Source organism: Candidatus Thiopontia autotrophica, assembly GCF_982804495.1.
In genome coordinates this window covers 32441-43906 of record NZ_CEYDPX010000012.1, presented here as the reverse complement: position 1 = coordinate 43906, position 11466 = coordinate 32441, and the positions used below count along the sequence as shown (strand labels likewise).

The 11466-nt window shown below is 51.2% G+C and carries 13 protein-coding genes; 7 read left to right on the top strand and 6 right to left on the bottom strand.

The annotated features are described in order from the left end of the window. Window positions 1–169 precede the first annotated feature (169 nt). A complete protein-coding gene (locus AC3ZFK_RS05130; protein ID WP_487506787.1) occupies window positions 170–1060 on the top strand; it encodes a phosphoribulokinase in 891 nt (296 codons plus the stop codon). Between the two features lie 11 nt (window positions 1061–1071). On the opposite strand, the gene argB is transcribed toward AC3ZFK_RS05130, so the two are convergent. From argB to coaBC, 4 genes are all read right to left on the bottom strand, one after another. After that, the gene (gene argB / locus AC3ZFK_RS05125) at window positions 1072–1962 is read right to left on the bottom strand and encodes an acetylglutamate kinase (RefSeq protein WP_487506786.1); all 891 of its coding nucleotides are present in this window, start codon (window positions 1960–1962) and stop codon (window positions 1072–1074) included. 204 nt (window positions 1963–2166) lie between these two features. Continuing rightward, on the bottom strand, window positions 2167–3600 hold the full coding sequence (locus AC3ZFK_RS05120; protein WP_487506785.1) for a phosphomannomutase/phosphoglucomutase: 1434 nt from the start codon (window positions 3598–3600) through the stop codon (window positions 2167–2169). Further along, window positions 3548–4003, bottom strand: coding sequence for a dUTP diphosphatase (gene dut / locus AC3ZFK_RS05115; RefSeq protein ID WP_487506784.1), 456 nt, complete (start codon window positions 4001–4003; stop codon window positions 3548–3550). Before dut ends, AC3ZFK_RS05120 begins: the two co-directional genes overlap by 53 nt. Window positions 4004–4024: 21 nt before the next feature. Beyond that, window positions 4025–5242 carry a bifunctional phosphopantothenoylcysteine decarboxylase/phosphopantothenate--cysteine ligase CoaBC gene (gene coaBC / locus AC3ZFK_RS05110; protein ID WP_487506783.1) on the bottom strand — a complete coding sequence of 406 codons (1218 nt, stop codon included), beginning with the start codon at window positions 5240–5242 and terminating at the stop codon, window positions 4025–4027. 165 nt (window positions 5243–5407) lie between these two features. Between coaBC and radC the strand changes: the two genes are divergently transcribed. From radC to AC3ZFK_RS05095, 3 genes are read left to right on the top strand one after another with little or no spacing between them, the layout of a single operon-like run. Beyond that, on the top strand, window positions 5408–6085 hold the full coding sequence (gene radC / locus AC3ZFK_RS05105; protein WP_487506782.1) for a RadC family protein: 678 nt from the start codon (window positions 5408–5410) through the stop codon (window positions 6083–6085). Beyond that, window positions 6085–6636, top strand: coding sequence for a GspH/FimT family pseudopilin (locus AC3ZFK_RS05100; RefSeq protein WP_487506781.1), 552 nt, complete (start codon window positions 6085–6087; stop codon window positions 6634–6636). The genes radC and AC3ZFK_RS05100 overlap by 1 nt, the downstream gene beginning before the upstream one ends. Then, on the top strand, window positions 6608–7021 hold the full coding sequence (locus AC3ZFK_RS05095; RefSeq protein WP_487506780.1) for a type IV pilin protein: 414 nt from the start codon (window positions 6608–6610) through the stop codon (window positions 7019–7021). Before AC3ZFK_RS05100 ends, AC3ZFK_RS05095 begins: the two co-directional genes overlap by 29 nt. A gap of 143 nt (window positions 7022–7164) precedes the next feature. On the opposite strand, the gene ispH is transcribed toward AC3ZFK_RS05095, so the two are convergent. Beyond that, a complete protein-coding gene (ispH, locus tag AC3ZFK_RS05090; RefSeq protein ID WP_487506779.1) occupies window positions 7165–8097 on the bottom strand; it encodes a 4-hydroxy-3-methylbut-2-enyl diphosphate reductase in 933 nt (310 codons plus the stop codon). Beyond that, entirely contained in the window at window positions 8087–8563 is a 477-nt protein-coding gene (locus AC3ZFK_RS05085; protein WP_487506778.1) for an FKBP-type peptidyl-prolyl cis-trans isomerase, read from the bottom strand. The genes ispH and AC3ZFK_RS05085 overlap by 11 nt, the downstream gene beginning before the upstream one ends. Before the next feature lie 20 nt (window positions 8564–8583). On the opposite strand from AC3ZFK_RS05085, the gene AC3ZFK_RS05080 reads away from it, so the two are divergent. From AC3ZFK_RS05080 to coaE, 3 genes are read left to right on the top strand one after another with little or no spacing between them, the layout of a single operon-like run. Continuing rightward, window positions 8584–9768 (top strand): type II secretion system F family protein, encoded by a 1185-nt coding sequence (locus AC3ZFK_RS05080; RefSeq protein WP_487506777.1) that lies wholly within the window; start codon window positions 8584–8586, stop codon window positions 9766–9768. Between the two features lies 1 nt (window position 9769). Further along, window positions 9770–10636, top strand: a complete 867-nt coding sequence (locus AC3ZFK_RS05075; RefSeq protein WP_487506776.1) for a prepilin peptidase — start codon at window positions 9770–9772, stop codon at window positions 10634–10636. Further along, window positions 10624–11256 carry a dephospho-CoA kinase gene (gene coaE / locus AC3ZFK_RS05070; protein ID WP_487506775.1) on the top strand — a complete coding sequence of 211 codons (633 nt, stop codon included), beginning with the start codon at window positions 10624–10626 and terminating at the stop codon, window positions 11254–11256. The genes AC3ZFK_RS05075 and coaE overlap by 13 nt, the downstream gene beginning before the upstream one ends. The last annotated feature ends 210 nt before the right edge of the window (window positions 11257–11466 follow it).

Here is an 11466-nt window from a genome sequence, read left to right as displayed (position 1 = left end):
GAACCCCGATTGAGGTTATCCACCCGGTAACACTACTTGCCCGCCAGCTGTAATGGGGTCAGAGGATGGACGGAGAGGCCAACTGACGGTAGAATTGCAGAATCATTTTGTACGCAGGGAGGCGTGCGGTAGCTACTCCTCCTCCGACCAAACCCAGGAGTAGATAAATATGTCAGCAAAACATCCAGTTGTTGCGATCACCGGTTCCTCCGGTGCCGGTACCACCACAGTAAAACGTGCCTTTGAGCACATTTTCACCAGAGAGAATCTAAATGCTATGGTGGTTGAGGGTGATAGCTACCACCGCTATGATCGCGCTGCAATGAAGGAGAAGGTTGCTGAAGAGGAGACGAAGGGCAACAAATCATTCAGCCACTTTGGACCGGACGCCAACCACTTTGATCTGCTTGCGGACAATTTCAGAGCCTATGGCGAGAGTGGTGAGTGTGATCGCCGCTACTATCTTCATAGTGATGAGGAGGCTGCCGAGCACAACGGTCGCCTTGGCACGGAGCTTACTCCTGGCCAATTCACCCCCTGGGAGAAGGTTGGTGCAGGTACAGATCTTCTCTTCTATGAGGGTCTGCATGGTCTGGTCAAGAGTGATGATGTGGATGTTGCCAGCCAGGTAGATCTCGGTATCGGTGTGGTCCCTATTGTGAACCTAGAGTGGATTCAGAAGATCCACCGTGACAATGCAGAGCGTGGGTACTCTGAAGAGGTGATTGTAGACACCATCCTGCGCCGCATGCCTGACTATGTGAACCACATCACCCCTCAGTTCTCCGAGACTGATATCAATTTTCAGCGTGTATCTACTGTAGATACCTCAAACCCGTTTATTGCACGTGATATCCCGACACCGGATGAGAGCTTTATCGTTATCCGCTTCAAGGACCCTGCAAAGCACAATATCGACTTCTCTTACCTGCTGGATATGCTTCAGGACTCATTTATGTCCCGCCGCAATACTATTGTGATCCCCGGGGTGAAGATGGGCTTTGCGATGGAGATTATCCTGGCTCCAATTATCCACAACATGATGGGGCTACGCGGGTAGCAGGGTGAAACCTACTGGATAAGGGTGCCGATCCCCTGATCGGAGAATATCTCCAGCATTACCGCATGCTCAACCCGCCCATCAATTATATGTGAGCTGGTAACCCCAGCCTCAACTGCCTCCAGGGCGGTGCGAATCTTTGGCAGCATGCCACCATGGATAGTGCCATTGGCAATCAGTGACTCAACCTGGCTACTGTCAAGACCTGTCAGCAGAGCACCGTCCCGGTCAAGCAGTCCTTTGGTGTTGGTTAGCAGTATCAATTTTTCGGCGCCCAGCGCCTCAGCCACCTTGCCGGCAACGAGGTCGGCATTGATGTTGTAGGAGGCACCATCCTCACCCACCCCAATAGGGGCAATTACCGGAATGAACTCACCACTATCGAGCATCTCGACCACTGTGGTGTTGATTTCTGCGACCTCTCCCACATGGCCAAGGTCAATAATCTCGGGCAGATCCGGCTCCCTACTATCTCTGGTCATCTCCAGCTTCTTTGCCTTGATCAACTGACCATCCTTTCCGGTCAGACCCACAGCATTACCACCATGGCTATGGATAAGGTTAACAATCTCCTTGTTTACCAGACCACCGAGAACCATCTCCACCACATCCATGGTCTCACGATCGGTAACCCGCATCCCCTCGATGAATTTGCTCTCTTTGCCAATCTGCTCCAACAGACGACCTATCTGTGGTCCTCCGCCGTGCACAACCACGGGGTTGATGCCTACAAGCTTGAGCAGCACCACATCACGAGCAAAGCCCTCTTTGAGGTGCTGCTCTGTCATCGCATTGCCGCCATATTTGATTACCACGGTCTTTCCACTAAAACGCTGTATATAGGGGAGCGCCTCGGATAGAACCCGGGCAAAATCATGGCTGGTCTGTTGATCTAGTGACATAGCAGTTTTATGTTACCACTGTTGGTTAAGGAAGCTCTGATCAGGTCACCTCATGACCCAACCGGATCTCCCTCACAAGTTATCCTGTGGGGGAAGGATTGTGTTTCAGTATATCACCGAATTGGTAAAGCGAGAACAGAGGCATGAATCCTTGTGAATCCAAATCCCTGCACGACCATCATGCCCCCTGGTGAGAAATGCTGGCTAAAATGGGAGCTCAAGGTCTGACTGTACTTTCAGCAGTTCCTTGCGGAATGCATCCTGCACCTGTCTGATATCATCCTCACTATCTGCCTCAAAGCGGAGCACCAGAACCGGGGTTGTATTTGATGGCCGCACCAGACCCCAGCCATTTGGATAATCTGCACGCACCCCATCAATACTGTTTACCTCTGCGCCATCAAATGTTGCCTGCTGTTTCAGCTGCTCCATAAACGCATAGTGTTCACCCTCGGCAAACTGAATATTAAGCTCCGGGGTATTTACCGTATCCGGCAGATCTCCAAATATATCCTCTGTTGAGCGCTCTGTTGCCGACACTATCTCAAGCAGTCTTGCTGCGGTGTAGAGGGCATCATCAAAGCCATACCAACGCTCCTTGAAAAAGATATGTCCACTCATCTCGCCAGCAAGAAGCGCGCCACTCTCTTTTAGTTTTTTCTTGATAAAAGAGTGTCCAGTCTTCCACATGGTAGGAACACCACCAGCCTGACTGATGATCTCTGGCAGATTGCGGGTACACTTCACATCATAGATCACCTCACCACCAGGATTCCGCGCCAGAATATCCTGGGCGTAGAGCATCATTTGGCGATCCGGGAAGATCAGATTTCCTGCAGAGTCGATTACCCCCAACCTGTCGCCATCCCCATCAAAGGCAAGACCGAGATCCGCACCGCTCTGCAGAACCTTCTCTCTCAGCTCGGCAACATTTTCAGGCTTGCTGGGGTCAGGATGGTGGTTGGGGAAGGTGCCATCTACCTCACAGTAGAGTTCTGTCACCTCACAGCCAAGCTCACGAAGCAATTTTGGTGCAACCCCACCGGCAACTCCATTGCCACAGTCAACAACCAGTTTAAGTGGGCGGCCAATCTTGATGTCACTAATTACACGCTGGATGTAGTCACTCTGGATATCCATCTGGTGCAGAGAACCGCTACCAGTCAGCAGATCACCATCAACAATACGGTGACGGATATTCTGAATGGCATCGGCAGAGAGGGTCTCACCAGCTGCAACGATCTTTAGTCCATTGTAGTCGGGCGGATTGTGGCTTCCGGTAACTGCCACGCAGGATGATGCCCTGAGGTGAACTGCACCAAAGTAGATCATCGGTGTTGGAGCCTGACCTATATCGATCACCTCCATCCCTGAGTGTTGTAGTCCTCGCATTAGTGCAGACTGCAGAGACGGGCCAGAGAGGCGCCCATCACGGCCCACCACAATGGTTTTTGCTCCACGGAGCTGGCTCTCACTCCCTACTGCCTGGCCGATCTTCTCAACCACATCTTCAGTCAGGGTCTCATCAACAATCCCTCTGATGTCATAGGCACGAAAAATTGACTCCGGAATATTAACCATTCTGTCAGCTCTTGCCGGTATGGCCAAAACCACCGGCACCACGCTCTGAGGTGTCAAATTCTTCAACCACCTCAAACTCTGCCTGGATTACCGGCACAAATACCATCTGGGCAATACGCTCTCCTGGCTCAATGGTGAAGGTGGTATCACCACGGTTCCAGCAGGAGACAAATACCTGGCCCTGATAGTCCGAGTCAATCAGCCCCACCAGATTACCGAGCACCACCCCATGCTTGTGGCCCAGGCCTGAACGAGGCAACAGAGTAGCGGCCATCTCTCGATCATCCATATGGATTGCGATACCGCTTGGGATCAGCTCGGTCTGCCCAGGCTTCAGCTCAAGCGGTGCATCAATACAGGCCCGCAGATCCATTCCTGCCGAACCATCTGTAGCGTAGTGCGGCAGAGGATATTCTCCACCAATACGGCTGTCCAAAATCTTCAACTCAACTTTTTTCATCTTATCTTCCGTGACTGTTTGTTATCTTGTATTACCCACATCCGCAATCAGCTGGAGCAGTTGCCTCGCCAGCTGGCTCTTGTTGGTGCGCTCCAGCTCGGCCCTCCCGCCTTCCCACAACAGGGTGAGTGCATTTTCATCAGTATCAAACCCCGTATCCCTGTTACCAACCAGATTTGCTGCAACCATATCAACCCCCTTGGATATGCGTTTCTGCTCGCCATTTGTGGTCAGGTTTTCTGTCTCTGCCGCAAACCCGACGGTAAATGGGGGCTCTTCTCGTGATGCAACCTCGGCGAGAATATCACGATTTTTTATCAATCTTAGCTCTATCTCGTCTGCACTCTTTTTGATCTTCTCTGTTGCCATATCTACAGGCCTATAGTCAGCAACAGCGGCCGTTGCAATAAATATTGTTGCCCCCTCAACCTCCCGGGCAACAGCCTGAGCCATCTCTTCGGCACTCTCCACATCAACCCTGCGGACACTGCGTGGAGTCTCCAGCGAAACCGGTCCCGCCACCATGGTTACTGCAGCACCTGCATCTACCGCCGCCCGGGCAATGGCAAACCCCATCTTTCCAGAGCTGCGATTGGTGAGAAAACGGACAGGATCCAGCGGCTCTCTGGTTGGCCCTGCAGTTATCAGCACCCGCTCTCCCTGTAGAATGCCTGTCTCGAACTGTTCCGCAATAGTATTGGCCAATATCTCTGGCTCTACCATTCGTCCTGGACCCACATCACCACAGGCCTGCTCCCCACTATCTGGTCCAACAATCTTCACACCATGAGCACTAAGAACCTTGATATTCTGTTGCGTAGCAGGATCAAGCCACATCTGTTCATTCATTGACGGCGCAATCAGCTGTGGGGATTTGGTCGCAAGAGAGATGGCAGTCATCAGGTCATCAGCCCTTCCTGTTGCATGACGGGCAATAAAATCTGCAGTTGCCGGGGCGATCGTGACAAGGTCAGCCCAACGGGCCAGCTCTATGTGCCCCATCCCGGCCTCTGCACCGGGGTCCAACAGATCTCTGTGTACCGAATTCCCTGAGAGCGCCTGAAAGGTAAGCGCCCCCACAAACTTCTCTGCAGCCCTGGTCATTACAACCCTTACCTCTGCACCTGATTTCACAAGGATACGAACCAGCTCCGCACTTTTATATGCGGCAATACCACCGGTAACCCCCAAGAGGATTCTGCGGTTTTGCAGGTTCAGAAGAGTTGGTCTGTTTTTCATGATAGAAAATTATACGCTAATGGCAATGTATCTATTCAACTCACCTCTGAAATTCACCATATCTTTGTTAGAAAATAGCCATTTATCCGTATACACTCATACTTTCTGTCTCGATATGACGGATCTCAGAGGCAATCTCGACAGATACAACCTGGTACTGAATACATGACAATCAAGGATTGGCCTGAAGGTGAACGACCAAGAGAAAAACTGCTGGAGCGGGGCGCAGAGTCTCTCTCCGATGCTGAGCTTTTGGCTATTTTTCTCCGCACAGGGGTAAAGGGCAAATCAGCGGTTGATCTTGCCCGTGATCTACTCGACCACTTCGGAGGGCTTCGACAACTGCTGGAGGCCAACCGGGATCAGTTCTGTGCCGCCAAGGGTTTGGGTGATGCAAAGTATGTTCAGCTCCAGGCCACTATGGAGATATCATCCCGACACCTGAAGGCACAACTAGTCAAAGAGGATGTGATAACAAACCCACAATTGACCAGACGCTATCTCAGCAGTCGCCTGCGAGGCTATCCTCATGAGGCATTTGGGGTGCTGTTTCTGGATAACAGACATCAGATCATAACCTTCGAGATCCTCTTTACCGGCACTATTGATGGTGCCTCTGTGCACCCAAGAGAGGTCGTGCGCAGTGCCATGAACCACAATGCAGCAGCTCTGATTTGTGCCCATAACCACCCATCCGGAGCTGCCGAGCCAAGCCGGGCTGACCGTGATATTACCGAGAGATTACGGGATGCACTTGGGCTGATTGATGTCCGTCTGCTTGACCATGTCATTGTAGGGGATGGTGAATCAACCACGTCGCTGGCTGAACTTGGCTGGATCTGATGCGAGGTTTTACCTTGCCGGAACTACTGATTACACTGGCACTTTTGGCAATTGTCCTTAGCCAACTAACACCTGACCTATCAACCATTCTGCAACAAAACCGGGCCTATTCTGTTGCCACAGAGTTTAGTCGAGAGCTGCAACTAACTCGTAATGAGGCGATCAAACGCAACCGCAAGGTGACGCTCTGCAAGAGTAGCAGTGGTGACGACTGTAACAGCTCAGACCAGTGGGAGTCGGGGTGGATCATGTTTGAGAATTCTGATGGAGATGGCAAAGTTGATGCTGTTGATATTGTATTGCGAACTCATGGCACTCTACCTGTTGGTATTACCCTGCGTGGCATAGGAAACTTCAAAAACAGAGTCACCTATAAACCGACCGGAGATTCCACCAGCTTCAGCCGGCTGGTGATATGCAGCGACAACCAGCTGGAGGGGGCGCAGGTCATCTACATCAACAGTACCGGGCGTATTCGCATTGCAGACGATGGTGATGGTGACGGCATTCCGGAGGATAGTAGTGGGAACAACATCAGTAGCTGCGGATAGGGGAGGATTCACTCTTATCGAGATGGTGATTGCATTGGCAATTATCGCCATACTTATGGCTGTCTCTCTGCCTAGTTACGAGGAGCAGATGGTTCAGGGCAGACGCAGTGACGGCACTACCGCATTGACCATCTTCTCCCAGCGGATGGAACGGTATTTTCTGGAGAATGGCAGCTACAGTGGGGCAACCACCTCCATCTACAAGAGTACGTCAGACAACGAATATTACCTATTATCAGTAACCACTACAGGAGAGAGTTACCAACTACTGGCAACAGCAACCGGAATCCAGGCTGGTGATGCGGTTTGCGGCAATCTTACTCTCAACGAGAAGGGTGAACGCGGGATTACCGGGTCTGGTAGTGCGATTGATTGCTGGCATTAACCCGCATTTCTCACCAGGGGGCGCGATGATCGCTCTGTCCATCCAGCCGGTTGCGACCAAGAGGGTCCACAATCGAGCGACAGATGGATCTGCCTGAGCGATCTGCATGGTCAGAATAACCATCAGGTTTTAACCAACCGTAATTATCTTAACTCAGCCGGAAGCGGAAAGAATACATCCTCATCTTCCATATTTGACTCCCCACCCCACTCTGCTCCCAGCTGCTTCAGGCGCTCAATTACACCTTCTACCAGAACCTCGGGAGCAGATGCCCCCGCGGAGACACCGACACAGTCAACGTGATCAAACCACTCTGACTGAATCTCGTCTGCTCGATCAATCAGATATGAGGTTGTACCTGATGATTCTGCAATCTCTCGCAGACGGTTGGAGTTGGAGCTGTTGGCGGATCCCACAACCAGCACAACCTCACATCTGGATGAGAGCTCCTTGATTGCATTTTGACGGTTCTGGGTTGCATAGCAGATATCGTCACTCTTGGGACCCTGCAGTAACGGGAAGCGCGCTCTCAGAGCATCAATTATCTCTGCTGCATCGTCCATCGAGAGGGTGGTCTGAGTCGCATAGGAGAGAGTATCCGGGTTATCGATATGCAATTTTCCTACCGTCCTGACACTGTCTACAAGATGAATCTTGTCCTGCCTGTTTTCCGGGTATCGTCCCATAGTACCCTCCACCTCCGGGTGGCCGGCATGGCCGATCAACACAACCTCTCTCCTCTCCCTGGCATTACGAGTAATCTGTAGATGAACTTTGGTAACCAGGGGACAGGTTGCGTCAAAGACCTTTAGCCCGCGCTCTTCTGCCTCTCTCTCTACAGCAGTGGATACTCCGTGTGCACTAAAAATCAGACGTCCGCCAGTGGGGACCTCACTAATCTCCTGGATAAAGACCGCCCCTTTGGAGTGGAGCTGATCTACCACATAACGGTTATGTACCACCTCATGGCGTACATATATGGGGGCACCAAAACGTTGTAATGCCTGCTCCACAATGGCAATTGCGCGCTCTACCCCTGCACAAAATCCACGTGGTCGAGCCAGCTCAATTCTCATCAATCTCTCCACTGCGCTCTCTGATGGATATAACCTCAATCTCAAATCGTAGATCTCTGCCTGCCAGAGGGTGATTGAAATCAACCAGAACACCGTCACTACTCTCTTTAACCACAGTTGCAGGAAGCTGCTCACCTGATGGAGACTCAAAGGAGAAGACCATTCCCGGGGCGAGCTCCAGGGAGCTATCGAATTCCGTTCTGGAGATAGTATGAAGCAGTTCATGATCCGGAGCCCCAAAAGCATCCTCTGCACCAACCAGGAAGCTCTCTCTGGCCCCAGCCACCAGCCCCAACAGAAGGTGCTCCAGCCCTGTAATCAGTGAACCATCTCCTGTCACAAAAATAAATGGATCCTCCCTGGATGCACTATCAACCTCCGTGCCATCTGCCATTGAGAGGGTATAGGCTAGCGCAACCTCTGTGCCAGAACTTATAACTGCTCTGTTTTTTTCTTGATCTTCCATCTGCATAGTATACTGCACTGATGGCACGCTATTACTGGAGAGGGGTCAGGGAATCCGGTGGGGCTGTTCGAGGGCAGCTGAGGGCAGGCAGTCGTTCCCACGCAATAGAGAAACTTGGTGCCATGGGTATCACCCATAAACTGCTATTGCCGCTCCCAAATCTACAACCTTCCCTCTCATCAACCCAGATCACCTTGCTGATTCGCCAGTTGTCCACTCTTCTATCTTCAGGACTAACTCTGGCACGCTCACTGGAGGGGATTATTCAAGGCCTTGCTGATGGCCCACTACGAACCTTGAGTGAGGATATTCTGCTAGAGCTACAACAGGGGTCTCCATTCTCCAGGATCCTTGCACAACGCCCGGAACATTTTGATCCCTTCCTTATTCATCTCATAACGTCTGGTGAGGCTACTGGCCAACTCTCCACACTGCTTGCCAGAGCAGCAGAGTATAGAGAGCGAACAAGAGCTCTGAGACGGCAGTTATGGAAGGCTCTCTCATATCCTCTTGGCGTATTTATCTTTACTTTGGCAATCTCACTTTTTCTTCTGTTGCAGATAGTTCCCCAGTTTGAGATTCTATTCAATAACCTTGGTGGTGCCCTGCCCCCTCTCACCAGGCACATTCTTGATGCTGCCCATTTTCTGGATCACAACCTTGGTGAGATTATAGTGGCCCTGCTTTTACTGGTTACCTTCATCACCATGCTCTACAGCAGGGTTCCCCGTTTCAAATTTAAAATGGATCAATTACTGCTCTCCATTCCACTACTTGGAACCACTATAAGAGAGGTTATGGTGGCCCGATTGAGCCGAACGTTGGCAACCCTGCAGGAGGCTGCGATCCCCACCCATATCGGCCTCGATACATCGACAAGAATGACCCACAATCTTCCTCTGCGCAGAGCAATCCAGAACGCCCACAGCCTGGTACTGCAGGGGGTAACCCTCTCTAATGCTCTTGCTGAACAGGGGCTGTTTCCTCCTGTCGCCATCCAGATGATTCGGGCTGGAGAGGATAGTGGAGAGCTGTCACAGATGTTGAACCGGCTTGCGCTCTATTATGAGGATGAGGTTGAACACAGAGTTGAACAGCTAACAACTATCCTTGAGCCGCTGTTGATTCTGCTAATTGGTGGTATGGTTGGTGTCCTGGCAATCGCACTCTATCAACCTATTTTCCAGATTGGACACCATTTTTAGCATGAACATACTACTGGAGCCAGTGTCATTCATGGTTGTGGCCATAATATCAGGGGCCATTGCAGGGAGTTTTCTATCAATGGTGGTACATCGACTTCCTCTGATCATGAGGCAGCAGTGGAAAAGAGAGTGCCGGGAATTTCTTGAGCTAGAGGGTAAAGAGGCGAGTGGTGCCAGCGAAATCTCACTTTCAGCTCCGCGCTCACACTGCCCCCTCTGCAACCATCAACTTCGTCTTGTAGACAATATTCCGGTTATCGGGTTTCTGCTCAACCGTGGCCACTGCAACCATTGCAACCACCCCATTGGCTGGAGATACCTGACGCTTGAGCTGCTCGGTATCACAGTTGCGATAACTGCCACCCTCCACTTTGGCCCATCCAGCAGTGCCGTTGCCAGCATGTGGTTTGGATGGATTCTGCTGGCTCTGCTCTTTATTGATCTGGAGCACCGACTGCTGCCAGATCAGCTAACTTATATTCTGCTCTGGAGTGGACTCATAATCAACCAGTGGGGGCTATTCACCACCCCGTCCGGAGCGCTATTCGGGGCTGCGGCAGGGTATCTTGTGTTGTGGTCCATATTCCATCTATACAAGATGGTTACCGGGCGCGAAGGCATGGGAGGAGGAGATCTGAAATTACTGGCCGCTCTTGGGGCGTGGTGTGGCTGGACACTACTGCCACAAATCCTGTTGGTTGCTTCACTGTGTGGACTGCTGGTAACTGTTCCATGGATTCTATTGAAAAAGGAGAGCTCTTATCCCCTGCTACTCACGGCAATTCCATTTGGTCCATTTCTGGCGGTTGCTGGATGGATTGCCCTCCTCTGGCCGACTCTGCTGGATATAATGTTATGGGGTCGGTAGACCAGATGACACCAATAATCGGGCTCACTGGGGGGATAGGAAGCGGAAAAAGTACAGTCGCCAACCTTTTCAAGAAGCTTGGTGCATCTATTCTGGATGCAGATGTGGCTGCACGCAGAGTAGTTGAGCCGGGAAGCAGTGGACTGAGAGATCTGACCGAGGCACTGGGAGAGGATATTGTAAAAGATGACGGGGAGCTTGACCGGACAAGGTTGCGACAACAGATATTTTCCAACCCTGCACAGAGAGAAGTTGTTGAAGAGATTCTGCACCCCAGGATTTTCGACATGTTGCAAAAAGAGATTGCAGAGACTACAGCCCCCTATATTATTCTTGTGGTGCCTCTGTTGCTTGAGAGTGACAGAGAGTACCCCGTAGGGCGAATTCTGGTTGTGGATCTACCAGAATCAGAACAGATTAGACGGGTGATGGCGCGCGACCATATGACTCAACCGGAGGTGGAGAAGATTATTGCTGCACAGGCCTCGCGAGAGGAGCGTCTGAATCGCGCTGATGATGTAATATCAAACATTGACGCCGCCTCGGTTCCGGAACAGGTAGAGCGGCTTCACGAGAGTTATCTTCAACTTCCCAAATCCCCGGATAGAAACGTAGGATAATGTGCAACAGATTGACCCATAGAGCAAATTTGATTCCGCGCGGTGTACTTATTGATACACCCAAGGAAGTAAATATTGCTATATGGGTCAAGATGTTGTGCAGTATTCATGTTTCTATCCGGGGATTTTGGAACTTGCAGAACAGTGGAATCTCACCGAAAATAGGCATCTTGAGTAACAGTCAACCACTACAGGTCTAACCCTTTGTCA

What these genes read in the sequence shown, in the direction of transcription:
- AC3ZFK_RS05085 (WP_487506778.1), bottom strand. Translation starts at nt 8,563, where the DNA reads ATGGAAGATCAAGAAAAAAACAGAGCAGTTATAAGTTCTGGCACAGAG.
- radC (WP_487506782.1), top strand. Translation starts at nt 5,408, where the DNA reads ATGACAATCAAGGATTGGCCTGAAGGTGAACGACCAAGAGAAAAACTG.
- ispH (WP_487506779.1), bottom strand. Translation starts at nt 8,097, where the DNA reads ATGAGAATTGAGCTGGCTCGACCACGTGGATTTTGTGCAGGGGTAGAG.
- AC3ZFK_RS05080 (WP_487506777.1), top strand. Translation starts at nt 8,584, where the DNA reads ATGGCACGCTATTACTGGAGAGGGGTCAGGGAATCCGGTGGGGCTGTT.
- argB (WP_487506786.1), bottom strand. Translation starts at nt 1,962, where the DNA reads ATGTCACTAGATCAACAGACCAGCCATGATTTTGCCCGGGTTCTATCC.
- coaBC (WP_487506783.1), bottom strand. Translation starts at nt 5,242, where the DNA reads ATGAAAAACAGACCAACTCTTCTGAACCTGCAAAACCGCAGAATCCTC.
- AC3ZFK_RS05075 (WP_487506776.1), top strand. Translation starts at nt 9,770, where the DNA reads ATGAACATACTACTGGAGCCAGTGTCATTCATGGTTGTGGCCATAATA.
- coaE (WP_487506775.1), top strand. Translation starts at nt 10,624, where the DNA reads ATGGGGTCGGTAGACCAGATGACACCAATAATCGGGCTCACTGGGGGG.
- AC3ZFK_RS05130 (WP_487506787.1), top strand. Translation starts at nt 170, where the DNA reads ATGTCAGCAAAACATCCAGTTGTTGCGATCACCGGTTCCTCCGGTGCC.
- dut (WP_487506784.1), bottom strand. Translation starts at nt 4,003, where the DNA reads ATGAAAAAAGTTGAGTTGAAGATTTTGGACAGCCGTATTGGTGGAGAA.
- AC3ZFK_RS05100 (WP_487506781.1), top strand. Translation starts at nt 6,085, where the DNA reads ATGCGAGGTTTTACCTTGCCGGAACTACTGATTACACTGGCACTTTTG.